Source organism: Bacillus sp. GMs2/2 (assembly GCF_050172095.1).
Lineage (GTDB): Bacteria > Bacillota > Bacilli > Bacillales > Bacillaceae_G > Bacillus_A > Bacillus_A cereus.
The window spans coordinates 1-17,341 of the sequence record NZ_JBNLYE010000071.1; the positions used below are offsets into that span (position 1 = coordinate 1).

The window sequence follows — 17,341 nt, forward strand, 5'->3', positions numbered from 1 at the left end:
TGAATGTTATCACAATGATACGTTCATAAACAAAATTATTTTTCCTATACAAATATAGCCGCGAATAATGCGGGTAGGAGGTGTTGTACATTTTTGTTCGACACTTACAAAAAGAGAGTGTCAATCGCACGCCCTTGAAGGGCCTTTTTTTGTGTAAATGGTAGTAAGGGAGGAAATTTTGGGATGGCAATGTTGAAAAAGTGGCTGCTTACGTCGTTAATGGCAGTGACACTTGTATTTGTTTCTTTTGCGAATACAGTACATATTACGTTTGCTGAAGAAAATACAGCAAAACTTGCAATTATTGGGGAATCACAAAAAGGCATTATGTTATGTCCGAAAGAAGAGCAAATTAAAGATGGGGAAACAGCTTTAAGTTTGCTGCAAAAGGTCATGGGGGACAAGGTAGAATCTGAAACGATGTCGTTTGGAACATATGTAAAAGGCATCGATGGTTTAATGGCCGGGGCTACAAGTGCTTGGCTGTATGATGTAAATGATAAGTCTGCAGAAGTCGGAGCAGATAGTTATAAATTAAAATCTGGAGATGTTGTTGTCTTTCGCTTTGTTTCAGACTGGAGCAATATAAGCCAGGAAACATTGAAAGAAACGTTAGATAAGTTTGGGACGTGTAAAACAGAAGAACCAAAGACGGATGATCCAAAACAAGAAAAACCAGAAGAGCCAAAGACGGATGATCCAAAACAAGAAAAATCAGAAGAACCAAAGACGGATGATCCAAAACAAGAAAAACCAGAAGAACCGAAGACGGATGATCCAAGACCAGAACAACCAGAACAACCAGAACAACCAGAACAACCACAGCAAGAGAACATTCAAGTTCCAAGTGCACAATTAAACGAAGCCATTTCTAAAACATCAGACAAGATGTTACAAGATGGAATTGAAAGTGATTGGGTAGCTGTAGCGCTTTCTCGTTCTGGAAAGAATGTGCCAATTGAGGCAAAATTAAATTATGTTAAGTCAGTAACTGAAAAAGTAGAAAAGCGTATTAACCGTTTTTCAGCGACAGATTTAGCTAGAACAATTATTATGATGAATGCAATGAGTGCAGACCCTAAAAATGTAGGTGGACATAATTTAGTTCAAAAATTGTATGAGTCAGATAAAGTGAATTCGGTTACAGGTTATGCATTTGCTTTACTTGCATTTGATACGAAGAAGTATGAGATTCCAGTTGAATCAAAATGGAACAGAGTTGCTCTAGTGGAAGCACTGTTAAATAATCAGCATACCGACGGTGGATGGACTTATAATAGTTCAGGTAGTAAAGATAGTGCTAGTAGCGTTGATGTAACAGGTATGGTTTTATCAGCATTAGCTCCTTATCAAGAGCGATCAGATGTGAAACCAGCTATACAAAAAGCTGTTGCGTATTTATATAACGAACAGCTGCAAAATGGCGGTTTTTCAGCTGATGGACAAGAAAATTCAAATAGTACTGCGCAAGCAATTATTGGATTATCGCTTGTTAAAGATGTAGATCAAAATCGTCTTCATAAGGCAATGCAAAACCTATTATCATATCAACTTTCAAATGGTGAATTTAAATGGTTACCAAGTGATCAAAATGGTAACGGAATGGCTACAGAACAGGCTCTTTTAGCATTACTTCAATTTAAGGAAATGGGAAAATCTATTTATGATTGGTCTAATGTAGACGCTGGTGATGTAATTAAGCCAAAACCGATTGAAGAGCCAGAAAAGGTCGTTGAACCAGAAAATAATGTAGTAGAAAAAGAAGTTACTGAAGAACCGAAAGAACAAGACGAAGTACAACAAGAAACAAAAGATGAAAATCTAAAAGTAGTTGTAGATAACGAACCGGTTAAGAATAAAAAAATCGGAAACGGTAACAGTCTACCAAAAACAGGAGCATCTTCTCATAGTGCAGCAACAGAAGTAGGTATGGGTGTATTATGTATTGCTTCTGCATATGTATTATGGAGACGTAAAGCAGCTTAACAAAAAATTAGGAGCAAATATTTGCTCCTAATTTTCGTATGAAAGGTGAGAGATAGGATGAGTAAGGTGAAATGGTTCATTTCTTTACTGCTTTCGCTCGGGCTACTTGCCGGATGTGAAGAGGCAGCTGTAAAGCCTGAAAAGAAGGTAGAACCGAAGCAAGAAGAGGTAGCGAAACAAGAAGAACAAAAAGATGAAGCGAAGCCAGAAGAAAAAGCAGAAGAAAAGCAAGCTGAATCAGAGCAAAAGCAGCAAGAAGAACAGAAAGAGAAACAAGAACAAAAAGTAGAAGAGAAGCCGAAAGAGGAAAAGCCGCAGGCACAACCAGAGGTAAAGAAAGAAGAGAAACAACAGGAACAACCGAAAGAGCAACCTGCTGTAAATAAGCAACCAGAGCAGCAACAAGTACAAGAAGAGAAACAACAACCGAAAGCACCAGAAGTAAAAGAAGAAGCAAAGGTTGTGAATCAGCCGAAAGAAACACCGAAGCAGGAGCAAAAGAAAAAGCCAGAAGAGAACAATAGTGTACCAGCTCCACCAACACCGGTACCACCACCAAACCCAGTGCCACCACCAGTACCACCAGTACCTAAAGCAAAACAAGTAACAATCTCGGTAAAAGGAAATAACGGATATATAATGGGTGCGAAAAAGATGGATGTACAAGAAGGCGATACTGTGTATAAAGTATTACAACGTACAGGATTAGATGTTGATGCAAGCGGATCTAGAGATAGTATTTATGTAAAAGGTATTAATGATTTATATGAAAAAGATATTGCGGATACTAGTGGATGGAAATATCGTGTGAACGGTGCTTTTCCAAACCATAGTGCTGGTGTAGCTACGGTAAAACCAGGAGATACAATTGAGTGGGTATACGTATTACAATAAGAAAGGCATTCGGTAAAGGGCTATGAAAATAAGTTTTTCTTCTTTACATCCTTTTGTGAATTTTTTCTATTATATCGGGGTGATGATACTATGTATGATGTGTCTTCATCCTCTTTTTTTAATTGGAGCAATAGTATTAATTATTATGTTAAATGTGATGCAAGGAAATAGCGAAAAGATAAGAAAGATGCTACCGAGCACAATTGTTTTCTTTTTTATGGTAATTTTATTTAATTCGTTATTAACGCATAGAGGTCGAACTACGTTATTTTGGTTAGGTGATGACCGTATTAAGCTTGAGGCGATTATGTTTGGAATAGTAATGGGGTTATTACTAGTTGCAGTTATGTTTACGTTTGCGTCATACAATGATATTATTTCCAGTCATAAATTTTTATATTTGTTTTCAAGAATTTCACCGAAAGTTGCATTGTTAACGATGATTACAGTGAGATTTGTTCCTTTGTTTATAAGGCGATTAAAGAAAATCACACTCGTTCAAAAGACGAAAGGTGTGCAGGTAGATTCAGGTTCGATAATTGAACGCGTCAAAAATGGTATGCAATTGCTGCAAGTATTATTAATTTGTTCATTAGAAGATGCACTGCAAACGGCAGATTCTATGCAAGCTCGTGGATTTGGTGTAACGAAGCGTACGACGCATATTCGCTATAGAATGGAAAGGCGCGATTGGTATACGCTCAGTTATTTAATCATTTTATTTATAGCGGCTATTATATGTAGTAATTATGGCGGGGGGAAATTGATTATTTATCCGAAAGTCGAATCGATTCTATTTCAGCAATACGATGGGATGATGTTTGTCGTATTTACGATGTTTATTAGTTTACCAATCATAATGGAAGGGAGAGAATGGATATGGTGGCGCATGCAGAAATAAACAATTTATCATTTGTATATGCTGATGAAAATGAAAAAGCGTTACAGCATATTTCTCTTTCTGTTCAAAAAGGTGAGTTTATTGCACTTACTGGAGGATCGGGATCTGGGAAGACGACTTTATTAAAACATTTTAAAAAGGAGTTACTTCCAATTGGTACGCGTTCTGGAGAGATATTTTATGAGGGTGTTTTAATAGAGGAAGTAGCTGATTTGTTATCTGCCCAAGAAATTGGGATGGTATTTCAAAACCCAGAAAATCAGATCGTTATGGATACAGTGATTCAAGAATTAGCATTTTCTTTAGAAAATATCGGATTACCATCACATATTATTCAAAAAAGAATAGCAGAGCTTATTAGCTTTTTAGGATTTCAAGATTTATTGCATCAATCTGTTCACACGTTATCTGGTGGGCAAAAGCAACTTGTTAATTTAGCTGCGGTATTAGTTATGCAGCCGAAATTGCTATTATTAGATGAACCGACAGCGCAGTTAGATCCAATCGCTGCAAAAGAGTTTTTAGGATTATTAAAACGGATTAATGAAGAACTTGGAATTACGATTATTTTAAGTGAACATCGTTTAGATGAAGTTATCCCGCTTGCAACACGCGTTGTTTGTATGGATAATGGCCGTATTATGTATGATGGTAGTCCTAAAATTGTTATTACGGATATGTGGGGAGTAGAAACATTCCGTCCATTTATTCCGCAAATTCCAAGGCTATTTTTAGAGTGGAATGTGAGAGATATTCCGTTTACAGTGCGAGAGGCGCAAATGAAAATGAATGATTTTGCAGCGATATCATATGTAAATGAGCCAATAGCACAAAGTGAAAAGCAAGAGGTAATTTTAAGCGCAGAGCATATTTCGTTCCAATATGAAAAAAATAGTCCGCTTATTTTACGTGATTTATCAGTTTCGATTGAAAAAGGAAAATGGGTAGCACTCGTTGGGAAGAATGGTACAGGTAAGTCTACACTGTTAACGATTTTAGCAGGATTACAAAAAGCGAGAAGAGGGAAAGTAAAGTGGAACGGAAAAGTAATACATAAAATTGATTCGAAAGAACGTTTTAAAAGTATTGGGTATGTATCGCAGCATCCGTATTACCATTTTACATTTGATACAGTATGGGACGAGGTTTATGAACGTGCGCGTGAATTATATGGAGAACAAGGAAGAAAAATTGCAGAAGAGATGTTGAAAAAGTTTTGGTTACATGCGCTTAAAGAACGCCATCCGCATGATTGTAGCGGAGGAGAGCAACAATTACTTGCGCTATGTACAACGTTATTATCAAAGCCAACGCTATTATTACTGGATGAACCGACAAAGGGGTTAGATCCATGGAAGAAAGAAAGAGTAGGAGAGCTATTTAGGAAGCTACAAAAAGAAGGAACAACAATTGTAATGGCGACGCATGACATTGAATTTGCAGCGAAATACGTTGATCAATGTATGATGTTATTTGATGGAACAGTCATTATGAATGATGCACCGAAAGAATTTTTTAGCGGCAACTTCTTTTATACAACATCTATTAATCGATTCATTCGAAAAGAATTGCCATATGCATTAACATGGGAGGATGTGTACGAAGCGTGTCCAAACGATATGTTGCATTCATAATATGTATTTTTGCAGTAATAATCGGCACATTGCTTTTTACGACACTTGTCATGGACGGTTATTACATGTTAAGTAGTTTGTTTCTATTAGCGGTTATTATGTTACCTTTCTATATCCGTTTTGAAAGAAAGGCGTTTGTTTCACGTGAAATTGTTCTCGTTGCTGTATTAGCGGCAATTGCAGCAGTAAGCCGGGTGCCATTTTCTATTTTACCAAGTGTACAACCAACTTCTTTTGTCATTATCGTTTCTGCAATTGTATTTGGAAGTGAAACTGGTTTTATGATTGGTGCTACAGCAGCAATCGTATCTAATATTTTTTTAGGACAAGGTCCATGGACACCGTGGCAAATGTTTTCGTGGGGCATGATTGGTTTTATAGCAGGTTTACTTCGTAATACATTTTTTATGAAAAAGCTATGGGGGAGACTTCTTTACGGAGTAATTGTTGGCTTTTTATTTGGCTGGATTATGAATTTCTGGGGCCTTCTCGGTTTTATACGAGAAGCAACATGGGAAACTGTCATTTCGTATTATATCGCAAGTTTTTACTTTGATTTGAGCCATGCGATTTCGAATGTTATTTTCTTATTACTATTTAGTACTTCATGGATTACGATTCTTACAAGATTTAAAAAGAAATACGGTATATTAGATGAGCATAACGTGACATAGAAAAGCATACTCATATAAGGTAGGGTCGCGACTTACATATTCGTTTGCCTCTTTCATGCTTCTTACATATTGTAAGGAGCATTTTTTTGTCAAAAAATCGATTTAATATACATCCGTTATTATATAAAATTATTTGTATAATGGTAGGTGAGAACTTTTTTCAAAAGGGAGGTGTATAGTTAATGAAGTTAGTTATTCCAAAGCAACATGGTGCATGGGCCATGCTTGTTATTCCTTTTTTATTAAGTGTCATACTTGGAAAACCTACTATTTATCATATTCCATTGTTTTTAGCGTGGTTTTTTATCTATTTAGCCACGTATCCATTTCTTACGTACATAAAGCAAAGACGAAAAAAAGAGTTTTTACAAGCTGCCATTGTTTATTTCAGCATTGCGTTCCTATTTGGGATGATTTCTTTATTATATGAGTGGCGAATTCTTTTATTCGTAATAGTAATGATTCCATTATTTATAGTGAATATGTATTACGCTCGTCAAAAAAATGAAAGAGCACTACTAAATGATATTTGTGCTATCATTGTGTTTTGTATCGGTGGGTTAATTAGTTATTACTTTTCAATGAACCAAATCGATCGTACAGCTATATTCATTGCACTTATTTCATTTTTATACTTTTTAGGTAGTACGTTCTATGTGAAAACGATGATTCGTGAAAAAAATAATCCGAAGTATCGTCTTATATCTTGGGGATATCATATCGTATTAACGATAATCATATTTGTGATTAATCCGTGGTGTTCTCTTATTTTTATACCAAGTGCCATTCGAGCGATTATGTTGTATGGCAAAAAAATTTCTATTATAAAAGTAGGAATTTTAGAAATTGCTAATTCTGTATATTTTTTAATCATAACGGCAATAATTATGAAGTATGCCATTTGAAAAAACTTCCCATCAATTGATGGGAAGTTTTTAATCTTTTTCTAAAATGTGAACGGTGTACTCGCAACGTTGAATAGCTTGTTCAACAGCATAAAGTGATTGTTCAATACGAGCGCGATTAAAATCTTTTTCAACTGTTTCGAGCGCTTCTTCTAAACAATTTTTAGCTTCTTGTAATGATTGAAAAGAATCTTGTACATATCCGCGAGCATTTTGATGCATTTCATAATCCTCCTTGCATGTTCGTATATGGGTAGTATGAACAGTAAGGAAGAAAATATAATTTGTTATATTTATTATATTTGTTTGACAATTAAAGTGGAATTACGTATAGTAAGAATTAAGTGAATATTTTCTTATCCAGAGAGGTGGAGGGACTGGCCCGATGAAACCCAGCAACCGCGATGCAGGTGCTAATTCCAGCAGAACATATTTGTTCTGGGAGATAAGACGAAGATATATACGTAACTTCTTCTTATCGGAGAGGTTTTTTTATTGCAAAAAAACCGATTACGAAAATTTATATTAAGAAGAAAGGGGTTGCGCATTACTGTGACACTCGAAAAATACGTAAAACTGCGTAGTACAGTTTATGAATATATGATAGAGCAAGATAAGCCGATATCATTGTTAGATATTCAAGAACATATCGTTTCGCATCATGAAGGAAAATTCACGAAAAAGATGTTGCATCAATTTTATTTATCAAGATTATTAGACGAACTAAAACTGGATGGGAAAATTACATTAGCTGATGAATATCTCTATGCTGAAAAAGGGGTATTGTATAAGGCGAGAAAAGGGAGCTAAGCTCTCTTTTTTTCTTAAAATAACGGAGTATGTAGAGTAAAAGACTGCTAAAGCAGCCTGATACAGGGAATGGTGTTGAGTGTGTAGTGTCAAAAATTGAATGTGCCTGAAAGAGGCAATTCATATCGGCTGCAAATGAAAAGAGACACCTTCGCCGAATAGGTGTCAGTCGTTTTGTCACGTAGACTTGCTACTTAACAGTAATTAGAATAACATGCAGGATTTTTGAAGTCAAAAGGGAATTAAAGGAAGGGGTACAATTATGTACGCTTACTTATTAAAAGATATAACGAAATGGATCCCAAAGTACATTGTAGATAAGGGATATGAATATTATGAAGATGGGCATGTAGAAGATGTTGAAATACAAGATAAAAAAGTGTTTGCTTTCGTTACTGGAAATGCAGGGAATTATGAAGTAGTTATCGATCTCGAAGATTTTTCAGAAAGTAACTGTGAGTGTCCCTATGAAAATTATTGTAAACATATGGTGGCAGTTGTTTATGATATTCAAGGTGCTGGTGAGAGTGCAGTTAAAGAGAAACTGAAAGATTTAGAAAAAGAAGAGTTACTTATATTATTAAATCGATTGTTGCAAAGTTCGAAAAACGTACAAATTGTAGAGAAGTTATTAAAGAAGGAGAAACTTTAACGTATAGAGGGAGTTGTTATGTAGTGAACGTACTAATTGTATACGCTCATCCTAATCCTTCAAGTTTTAACGCGGCGATTTTCAATCATGTGCAAAAAGGACTACCGGAAACAAATCATTCAGTTACGCTGCTTGATTTATACAAAGAACAATTTGATCCAGTCCTCGTATTTAATGAAGAGAAGAAAAGACGTGATTTAGTAAATGAAGAAGAAACAGCTCGGTACAGAACGTTAGTAGAAGAAGTAGATACACTTTTATTCATCTATCCAATATGGTGGTGGGGGATGCCAGCAATTTTAAAAGGATTTATCGATCGTATTTTCGTAGCTGGATTTGCTTATAAATATGAAGGGGCTCTGCCGAAAGGATTATTGCAAGGGAAAAAAGCATGGGTTATTAATAAGTTAGACTCGCCCCTATGGTACGTCGCACTATTATATCGATCAGCAGATTGGATTATGATGAAGAGAGGTGTTTTACGTTTTTGTGGCATTCGCGATATAAAACGTTCAGTGTTTCAATCTGTGAAAACGAGTAAAGTATCAAAGCGTGAAAAATGGTTATTACAAATAGAAGAAAAGGCTCGTACATTATGAATGAAGTCGACCGTATTATAAACTGTATTCAGTATGACGGCGAACTTTTTCGGAAGTATGTTACGTGTTTACTTCAATTGAAAAAATGTAGTAAAACATTTCAGCAAATTCAAATAGAGTTAAGAAATGACTACTTGATAAGAGGAATTTGTGAAAGAGAAGTTGATGAGGTAGTACGGGGAAGTAAAGAATATGAAACATATTTTCTTCCTAAAGCGTTACAGTGGAATTTTTTGAGTGAACATCCACACTTGATCGGAAAAATTTGCGAAGATTTTTTTGCATTTGAGTCATTACATCTTACGGAGATAGAGTGGGAGAAGATTATAAATTGCATGGGAAATAAGTGATTTATTATGTAAAAAAGCTAGTATAAAACTAGCTTTTCGTTTAAATAAATAAGAAGCATAGACTAATGATAAAACCCGCATATAGTAAGTTCACAACACAAAATCCCATAATGTCACGAGCACCTAAACCAGCTATCGCTAATGCTGGTAATGCCCAGAAAGGTTGAATTAAATTCGTCCAAGCATCGCCCCATGCAATTGCCATTGCTGTTTTTGCAGCAGGTACACCAAGTTCAGCGCCAGCTGGAATCATAATTGGTGCTTGCACAGCCCATTGACCGCCGCCAGATGGAACGAAAATGTTAACAATGCCAGCACTTAAAAATGTAAAGAGCGGAAAAGTCGTTTCATTTGAAATGCTAATAAAGAAATTAGAAATAGCTCCTCCAAGTGAAAGTCCTTCACTATTTGCTCCAATCATCATGCCCATAATTCCTGCGTAAAACGGAAATTGAAGTAAAATGCCAGAAGCACTTTTCGTAGAGTCTGAAAAAGCGCGAATATACTGAATCGGAGTACGGTGGAAAATAAGACCTGCAATTAATAACATAAAAATCACGATATCGAGAGTAAGGTTAAAACCTTTCGTATAAAAGTAATTGAAAATATAAATGAGACCTAACAATCCAACGCAAAGTGTAATAATAATGCTATTTTCCATCTTTTCAGCGAACGTATTTTTTTCTACTTCTTGAGCAGCAGCTTCTTCATGGAACACGCTAGGATCTACAGTGATCGTATGTTTTTCATCTGGATGCATCGCTTTATTAATGAGAGGCATCGTAACGAGAAAAATAATAACTGGAACGAGAGCGTATGGGGAGAATAACGTTTCTGTTATTGGGATCGCCTCTTTAATACTTCCAGCAGTCGTTTTAATTAACGTTTCACCACCTGTTGCTAACGTAAGAGGGATAGAGGCAGAAAGACCGGCATGCCAAATGAGAAATCCAGAGTAAGAAGAGGCGATTGCTAGTCTATAATCTAATCCGTCCAGCTGCCTTGCCACTTCTTTTGCGTATAAAACAGATACAACAATTCCAAAGCCCCAGTTTATGTATGCACCAAGTAAACTTACAATTGAAATGGCAATAATGCCTTGTCCATTCGTTTTTGGTAGTCTGGCAGCTTTCGTTAATCCTTTTTTTATAAGAGGAGCATTTGCTAAAGCGGATCCAGTCACGAGTACAAGTGCCATTTGCATAGAAAAGGCGAGGAGTCCCCAAATTCCATTACCCCAGTGATTAATCATTTCTACAGGGGTTTGGTGAGTCGCAAACATACCAAAGAAGATAACAAAAACAGTTAGTAAACATGATAAAATAAACGGTTCTGGCAAGAAGCGTTGCACTAAGGCGACGCAACCATTTGTAAAGGAACGAAACAAAATAGATCACCCTCCTTATGTATATGTATTACAATTATTCGAGGTTGTTTAGGAGATAACCTCCAATATAAAGAAAATTCAGATATTTATAGGGTGGTAATTTATTGATAGGTTGATATAGAGCCTTGTATCAGATTCTGCTTTTAATATACTAGAAGAAAACGGTTGGAAATGGGGTAGCACTTATAGGGATAGTATAGAGAAAGGTTACTAGCTGGCTTTAAAGCAACTGTTGCAAAGGGAGAGGAGATTCAATACAATAGTGTTGTATTACATGAGAAATATGTTTTAGCACAAATCTAGCTAAAAATGTTTATACAAATACATTTAAAATTGATGGGGGAATTATGATCAAAAGTTTTTATCTTTTAAAGCCTAAAATGTTTACGGCAGATATGTATTATAAAGTTTTTATTACAGGTGACTGTATATATTTTATAAAGATTGGCGGACAGTTTCATAGTCGACATGCTTATAAAAAACAATTACCTGGTATTTCAGAGCTATTGTTTTTGTTCTGGTTCAAAAAAATTGAGAAAAAACAATTAAACTTAGAAACTGAAATAGATGCAAAAATACATACTGGCGATGTACATGAACTCTTGCAATTAAAGAATAACTTTTCAATTGAAATAAATACAATTGAAGAGGTAGTATTAAATAAACGAGGAACGTTTCATACAGGTTTTAATGATAATGGAACAATTTCCTTTATGTTAAAAAATGGTCAAAAAATAAAGTTCATCATCCCGGAAGAAACTTTATTTTCATCTATAGAAGAAATTTTCGACCAATATGAACAGACAATCTTTGTAAGGGAAGTGTTTTAACGAATTCTCCAAAAGGTGTGGATGTATTAGTTAAACACTTAATTAAACATGTAAACTGCTTATATAAATTTTGATAGGCGTGTTTTAAGCAGTTATTCTTTCAGTATCTTCTAATATATAGGAGTATAAATAAAATATCCCAACAAGAAAAAGCTTCCACTACTGTGGAAGCTTTTCTAAATAATGTGCAATATCAACATACATATTTGAGTAAACCGAATGTATTTCATTACTTGGCGTTGCGTTAGAAGAGAAGTGGGCGATTACCATATTTGCTTTCGGATCGATGTAAAGTGTTTGTCCGTAACTACCTAACACTTCGAAAGCACCTTGTTCATTGTGGGGAATCCACCATTGATTATGATAAGAAATAGAAGCGCCACTACTAATTTCAAGTTCACCTTCTTGTACATTTTTTACACTTTCTGTAATAGAAGAAGGGAGAATTTGTTTTCCGTTATATTCCCCGTTGTTTAATAGTAATTGCCCGAATCTCGCCATATCTCTAGCAGTTGCATTTAATCCAGCACTAGCTTGTTCTACTTTTGTTTCATCTGTAACGTAATACGCGTTTTCTTCCATACCAATTTGAGACCAAATTCGTTCGCTTACATTTTCAGCTAGTGATTTACCAGTAATAGTTCTAATAATCCAAGCGAGCGTTTCTGTTGATCCGTTATTGTAAGAAAAGGAAGAACCAGGCGGTGCAGTTTCTTCGGCTTCTCGTAACATATCATAAATTTTCATCGGACCGTCGTAGTTTTTGCCGCGGGGTAAAATATTGCTAGCTAAATATAATTGTGCATCTTGATTTTCTAGCCCAGGCTGCTCATATCCATGAGTAGGATATTCAGCTGAAACTTGCATGTCCATTAATTGCTGAAGTGTGGCATTACCGAACGGTGTGTTTTTTAATTCTTTTATGTAAGTGTCAGCTGTTTTTTCTAAGTCAATACGTTTTTCTTCAGCGAGAGATTGTATAATTGCCCCGGTAAAGACTTTTGCTAATGATGCCATACCATGAGGTTCATTCTGTTTATACCCATTGAAATATCGTTCGTAAACAAGTTGTCCATTATGTACAACGACAAAAGCATCTGTTTTGTTATCGTCTAAAAGTTTTTTTAGAGGAGTTGTATTTCCGAATCTACGCTCCACAGCAAAATCGTCTAAGTTTTGCAATGCGGAAGGGAAGTGAGCAATTTGGTCAGGATTGTTTTTTACGTTATTAACTAAAGTGAATTCTTTCATATGGGTATATGACCAACGTAAGTAAGGGTCATTTAACCAGTTTTCTTTTGTCACATTATGTTTTGATGGGGTCGTTTTATTTTGTTTGAAGTAAGTAAACCCAAGCCCTGTAATTACAAATATGAATGTTAGTATAAGTAAGAGTAGGGGAGATTTTTTTAGTTTCATATATGGCCCTCCTTTTTATTTCTACTATAAGTATACGCTCGTCTTGAAAGAAATACAAAATAAGGAAAGTAAACGGGGAAGTTTACTTTCCTTATTAACGTTAAGCGGAAATTTTTCCGTCTGTAGGTTGTTTCTTGAATTTTTGTTTTCGTCCGTGTAATCCATAATATAAAAGTAAAGTGAACGCAACGATAATAGCTGCGATAAAATACATATTATGATAACTGGATTTCGCTGCGACAATACCTAAAATGAAAGAACCAAAGCCAATACCACTATCAAAGAATGAGAAATACGTAGCTGTCGCAGAACCACGTCTATGGTTTGGAGCGGCAGAAATCGCAATCGTTTGGAAACTCGGAATTAATGTTCCGTAACCTAAACCGATTAGCATACCTGCGCCAAGGAACCAAAATGAAGTTTGTGCTTGGCTTAATATGAACATTCCGATTGTGAAAATAATGATAGCAGGGTAAACGAGTACATTTTCACCGAAGCGATCAAAAATCTTTCCTGTAAATGGACGAGAAATGACAACAACAAGTGCGTATAAAATAAAGAAGTAACTTGCAATTTCACTTAAACCGAGTTCTTTCGCATAAATAGGAATAAAGGATAAAATACCACTATAAGAAAAGGCTAAAACAAATCCTGTAAGTGCAATTGGAATAGAAGATGGTTCGATTAAGTCTTTCCATTTCATTTTTTCACGTTTTTGTTTGCTAACAGGTGCTTCGTGTGGAATATCTACAAGTAGTCCTAATAAAAATGCAAGTAATGAAAATACGGAACAAACGATAAATAACACAGTAAACGAAAAATGAGAAATAATTGTTAAACCTAAAAAAGGACCAATTACCATCGGCAGACTCATAAATACGCCGAAATATGCAAGTGCTTCGCCTCGTCGATGAGCTGGCGCAACATCAGTTACGATCGTACCAGTAGCTGTCGTTGCCATCCCGAACCCAATACCGTGTAAGAAGCGAAGGGCAAGTAATAAGAATAAACTTTGCGCACCGAAATACATAACAGTAGCGGCTAAAAATAATGAAAGTGAAATAAATAATATTTTCTTTCTTCCTAAATCATCGAGCCATTTTCCTGTGAATGGTCTACATAAAACAGAAGAAATAAGAAACACAGTTGCAACTAAACCAATTTCCTCAGGTTTTCCTTTTAGGCCGTCTATTACATAGACAGGCAGAGTAGTCATAAGCATGTAAAATGTTAAGAAGAGAAATAGACTACTAAAACAAGTTCCGAGGAAATCCTTCGTCCAAAGTTTCTCACTTTGCATCGTCATCCCTCCAATTTAATCTAAATTTTTAATAATTTGTTGTAACACTTGAAATGCTTGATGTAAATCATCTTCGTTAATACCTTCTAGCGTTTTTTCTTCGAAAGTATCAACTTCTTCTTGCCATATTGGAATCATCTTTATCGCTGTTTCGGATAAAGAAATGAGCTTCTCACGGCGATCTTTACCTTCTGTACGAATAATCCATCCCATCGTTTCCATACGTGTTAACGTACGAGTCATCGTTGGTGATTCAACATTTAAATACTGGCACAATTCTGTTTGCGTACAAGAACCAGTTTGATTAATGCGGAAAATAACAGCCCATTGCGCACTAAATAACCCTGTTGGAGATACACGTTCATTAAATTTCTTCGTAAATTTTCGAGAAGTCTGGCTGACGATGTGAAAAAAATGTTGTTTTTCGTCCATGTATTTTGATCCTTTCAAATTAGTTACCTAGCTAACTATATACTTTTTTATAATAATTGTCTAGTAATAGACATGTTGATTTATGTAAAAAATTCTTATAGGTTTTATGTTGCGAACGTATATTCTACGTGCTATTCTTTAATTAAGTAAAGAATTTTCTTTCTATTAAATAGAATGGGGGAACTTGTGATGATTAAGCCTGCAACAATGGAGTTTGTTTCACTATCGAACGGAGAAACGATTGCATATCAGGAAGTTGGAAGGCGAAATACAGATATTCTTGTACTCATTCACGGGAACATGACATCGTCACAACATTGGGATTTAGTTATTGAAAAGTTGCAAGATCAATACCATATTTACGCTCTTGATTTAAGAGGGTTTGGACAATCAACGTATAATCAATCGATAGATTCATTACAAGACTTTGCAGAAGATGTAAAATTATTTATCGACGAGTTAAAGCTAGAGAAATTCTCATTAATGGGCTGGTCAATGGGCGGTGGCGTTGCGATGCAATTTACAGCGAATCACCCAAATTTTGTAGAAAAGTTAATTTTAGTAGAATCAGTAGGAATGAAAGGATACCCAATCTTTAAAAAAGATACGAATGGGCAGCCGATTGTATCAAGTTTAGTAAAGACGAAAGAAGAAATTGCGCAAGATCCAGTACAAATCGCTCCAGTATTAGATGCGATAAAAAATATGAACAAACTATATTACCGTACAGTATGGAATCTATTAATATATACACATAATCAACCTGAACCGGACCGTTATGAAAAGTATTTAGATGATATGTTAACGCAACGTAATTTCGTAGATGTGAATTATGCGCTCATTACATTTAATATTTCAGATGAACATAACGGGGTTGTAGAGGGAAGTAAGCAAATTCATCGTATTAAAGCGCCAACACTCGTCATACAAGGTGATAGAGATTATGTCGTACCGCAAGTAGTCGGTGAGGAATTAGCGAAACATTTGCCAAATGCAGAGTTGAAGGTATTAGAAGATTGCGGACACTCGCCGTTTATTGATTGTTTAGATGTATTTATAAAACATGTAGAGAATTGGTTAGAACAGAAATAATCCCCGAAATGAAAGGTATTGCATATACTATAACATTGTAGGTAAAAGGGGAGATTATCAATGCATCAACCATTTTTCATCGCTTATTCGCCATATAATCATTACGCATATACAAAAATGATGATAAACCCGCTGTATATGCAAGTTTCGCCAGCTGTAGTTCCTTTACAAATGCAATATCCGCAGCCACCAATCGCTAACGCACAGCAATACTTATATGAAACTGCTTTTTATAAACATCCATACTTTAAGCAATTTCATAACAATGTGAAAGCGCAAGTTTGGGAAGGATAAGATAACAAGCTAAAAGGTTCATTCTTTTAGCTTGTTTTTTATTGTGAATATCCGTACACGCATTTGCAGAAACAGTTTATAATGAAAAGTGGAAGCGTGAGAAGGAGAGGGACAGAGGATGTCAATGCGTTTTACTTTTTGGATTATGGTTGGGATTGTAGCAATCTCGGGTTTGTCACAAGGAATGCTCTTACCGGCCATTGCAATGATTTTTGAACAAGAAGGGGTTAGTTCAAGTATTAATGGTATTCATGCGACGGCATTGTACATTGGGATATTAGTTATTTCGCCGTTTCTTGAAAAACCGATGCAAAGGTTTGGAATGAAGCCGATTATTGTTATAGGTGGGTTTCTCGTTATTATTTCATTATTCTTTTTTACACAAACATTTTCATTTTGGGTATGGTTTATCCTTAGATTTCTAGTTGGAGTTGGAGATCATATGCTTCATGTCGGAACACAAACATGGATCACGACAACATCAGACCCAAGTAAAATAGGGAGACAAGTATCGATATACGGTGTATTCTTCGGAATTGGTTTTGCCGTTGGTCCGTATTTAGCAAGCACTGTGCAGTACGGTCTTGCAACACCATTTATTATATCTACTATACTTTGTCTAATAGGTTGGCTTTTACTACTTCCAACAAAAAATGCATTCCCAGCGCAAGATGAAAGAGAAGCGAAGAGTGAATCATCATTTTCTCGTTATAAACAAGTTGTTGGATTAGGATGGATTGCACTGCTGGGACCACTTGCATATGGCGTACTTGAAGCAATGCTAAACAGTAACTTACCAGTATACGCACTTCGTAAAGGGTGGTCTGTTTCAGATGTATCCTTCTTATTACCAGCATTTGCCGTTGGGGGTATTATTACACAAATTCCGCTCGGTATATTAAGTGATAAATACGGAAGGGACCGTATATTAACTTGGACGTTTAGCATAAGTACGGGCATTTTTCTACTTGCCGCCGTATTTGATCAATATTACTGGATCGTCTTTGCCTGCATGCTTTTAGCGGGTATGGTTATTGGATCGTGCTTCTCTTTAGGGCTTGGATTTATGACTGATTTATTACCGAGACATTTACTACCGGCAGGTAATATATTATCCGGAATCGCTTTTAGTTTAGGAAGTATTATGGGACCTGTATTAGGCGGCGTATTTATAGAAAAAAT

The 17,341-nt window shown here is 35.7% G+C and carries 19 protein-coding genes and 1 riboswitch; of the genes, 14 read left to right on the forward strand and 5 right to left on the reverse strand.

The features are described from left to right. Positions 1-183 precede the first annotated feature (183 nt). The 6 genes from ACQGS6_RS11930 (at position 184) to ACQGS6_RS11955 (ending at position 6,994) form a co-directional block, all read left to right on the forward strand. Positions 184-1,986 (forward strand): DUF4430 domain-containing protein, encoded by a 1,803-nt coding sequence (locus tag ACQGS6_RS11930; protein WP_098397603.1) that lies wholly within the window; start codon positions 184-186, stop codon positions 1,984-1,986. Between the two features lie 57 nt (positions 1,987-2,043). Beyond that, positions 2,044-2,880 carry a DUF4430 domain-containing protein gene (locus tag ACQGS6_RS11935; protein ID WP_086391526.1) on the forward strand — a complete coding sequence of 279 codons (837 nt, stop codon included), beginning with the start codon at positions 2,044-2,046 and terminating at the stop codon, positions 2,878-2,880. 22 nt (positions 2,881-2,902) lie between these two features. Continuing rightward, positions 2,903-3,781 carry an energy-coupling factor transporter transmembrane component T gene (locus ACQGS6_RS11940; RefSeq protein WP_074625644.1) on the forward strand — a complete coding sequence of 293 codons (879 nt, stop codon included), beginning with the start codon at positions 2,903-2,905 and terminating at the stop codon, positions 3,779-3,781. After that, entirely contained in the window at positions 3,754-5,415 is a 1,662-nt protein-coding gene (locus ACQGS6_RS11945) for an energy-coupling factor ABC transporter ATP-binding protein (RefSeq protein WP_326318592.1), read from the forward strand. The genes ACQGS6_RS11940 and ACQGS6_RS11945 overlap by 28 nt, the downstream gene beginning before the upstream one ends. Continuing rightward, the gene (locus ACQGS6_RS11950) at positions 5,388-6,089 is read left to right on the forward strand and encodes an ECF transporter S component (RefSeq protein ID WP_000044904.1); all 702 of its coding nucleotides are present in this window, start codon (positions 5,388-5,390) and stop codon (positions 6,087-6,089) included. The genes ACQGS6_RS11945 and ACQGS6_RS11950 overlap by 28 nt, the downstream gene beginning before the upstream one ends. A gap of 182 nt (positions 6,090-6,271) precedes the next feature. Beyond that, complete coding sequence (locus ACQGS6_RS11955) at positions 6,272-6,994, forward strand: YwiC-like family protein (RefSeq protein WP_065224246.1); 723 nt, start codon at positions 6,272-6,274, stop codon at positions 6,992-6,994. A gap of 30 nt (positions 6,995-7,024) precedes the next feature. Here the strand turns inward: ACQGS6_RS11955 and ACQGS6_RS11960 are convergent, their stop codons facing one another. Further along, positions 7,025-7,216, reverse strand: a complete 192-nt coding sequence (locus ACQGS6_RS11960) for a hypothetical protein (protein ID WP_000554032.1) — start codon at positions 7,214-7,216, stop codon at positions 7,025-7,027. A 131-nt stretch (positions 7,217-7,347) separates the two neighbouring features. Next, a riboswitch (SAM riboswitch) is annotated at positions 7,348-7,446 on the forward strand. Between the two features lie 100 nt (positions 7,447-7,546). On the opposite strand from ACQGS6_RS11960, the gene ACQGS6_RS11965 reads away from it, so the two are divergent. The 4 genes from ACQGS6_RS11965 (at position 7,547) to ACQGS6_RS11980 (ending at position 9,405) form a co-directional block, all read left to right on the forward strand. After that, positions 7,547-7,804, forward strand: coding sequence for a hypothetical protein (locus ACQGS6_RS11965; RefSeq protein WP_000171476.1), 258 nt, complete (start codon positions 7,547-7,549; stop codon positions 7,802-7,804). Positions 7,805-8,066: 262 nt separating this feature from the next. Next, positions 8,067-8,456, forward strand: a complete 390-nt coding sequence (locus ACQGS6_RS11970) for an SWIM zinc finger family protein (protein WP_025966664.1) — start codon at positions 8,067-8,069, stop codon at positions 8,454-8,456. 23 nt (positions 8,457-8,479) lie between these two features. Continuing rightward, on the forward strand, positions 8,480-9,055 hold the full coding sequence (locus ACQGS6_RS11975; RefSeq protein ID WP_033667414.1) for an NAD(P)H-dependent oxidoreductase: 576 nt from the start codon (positions 8,480-8,482) through the stop codon (positions 9,053-9,055). Next, positions 9,052-9,405 (forward strand): hypothetical protein, encoded by a 354-nt coding sequence (locus tag ACQGS6_RS11980; RefSeq protein WP_001006469.1) that lies wholly within the window; start codon positions 9,052-9,054, stop codon positions 9,403-9,405. The genes ACQGS6_RS11975 and ACQGS6_RS11980 overlap by 4 nt, the downstream gene beginning before the upstream one ends. Positions 9,406-9,445: 40 nt before the next feature. Here ACQGS6_RS11980 and ACQGS6_RS11985 read toward each other — a convergent pair whose 3' ends face one another. Then, positions 9,446-10,792: a short-chain fatty acid transporter gene (locus ACQGS6_RS11985; protein WP_000490013.1), complete on the reverse strand. Its 1,347-nt coding sequence runs from the start codon at positions 10,790-10,792 to the stop codon at positions 9,446-9,448. A gap of 347 nt (positions 10,793-11,139) precedes the next feature. On the opposite strand from ACQGS6_RS11985, the gene ACQGS6_RS11990 reads away from it, so the two are divergent. Then, complete coding sequence (locus ACQGS6_RS11990) at positions 11,140-11,622, forward strand: hypothetical protein (protein WP_070180331.1); 483 nt, start codon at positions 11,140-11,142, stop codon at positions 11,620-11,622. A 159-nt stretch (positions 11,623-11,781) separates the two neighbouring features. Here ACQGS6_RS11990 and ACQGS6_RS11995 read toward each other — a convergent pair whose 3' ends face one another. The 3 genes from ACQGS6_RS11995 to ACQGS6_RS12005 all read right to left on the reverse strand — a co-directional run bounded on the left by ACQGS6_RS11995 (position 11,782) and on the right by ACQGS6_RS12005 (position 14,773). Continuing rightward, positions 11,782-13,041: a serine hydrolase domain-containing protein gene (locus tag ACQGS6_RS11995; RefSeq protein ID WP_025708759.1), complete on the reverse strand. Its 1,260-nt coding sequence runs from the start codon at positions 13,039-13,041 to the stop codon at positions 11,782-11,784. Positions 13,042-13,141: 100 nt separating this feature from the next. Then, the gene (locus ACQGS6_RS12000; protein ID WP_001190318.1) at positions 13,142-14,341 is read right to left on the reverse strand and encodes an MFS transporter; all 1,200 of its coding nucleotides are present in this window, start codon (positions 14,339-14,341) and stop codon (positions 13,142-13,144) included. Between the two features lie 15 nt (positions 14,342-14,356). Next, positions 14,357-14,773 (reverse strand): MarR family winged helix-turn-helix transcriptional regulator, encoded by a 417-nt coding sequence (locus tag ACQGS6_RS12005; RefSeq protein ID WP_000343675.1) that lies wholly within the window; start codon positions 14,771-14,773, stop codon positions 14,357-14,359. A gap of 189 nt (positions 14,774-14,962) precedes the next feature. Between ACQGS6_RS12005 and ACQGS6_RS12010 the strand changes: the two genes are divergently transcribed. From ACQGS6_RS12010 to ACQGS6_RS12020, 3 genes are all read left to right on the forward strand, one after another. Next, positions 14,963-15,865, forward strand: a complete 903-nt coding sequence (locus ACQGS6_RS12010; protein ID WP_025708756.1) for an intracellular short-chain-length polyhydroxyalkanoate depolymerase — start codon at positions 14,963-14,965, stop codon at positions 15,863-15,865. A 60-nt stretch (positions 15,866-15,925) separates the two neighbouring features. Continuing rightward, the gene (locus ACQGS6_RS12015; protein ID WP_000554161.1) at positions 15,926-16,159 is read left to right on the forward strand and encodes a hypothetical protein; all 234 of its coding nucleotides are present in this window, start codon (positions 15,926-15,928) and stop codon (positions 16,157-16,159) included. Between the two features lie 118 nt (positions 16,160-16,277). Continuing rightward, positions 16,278-17,341 (forward strand): MFS transporter (locus ACQGS6_RS12020; protein ID WP_426965177.1); only part of this gene is annotated, 1,064 nt, incomplete at its 3' end.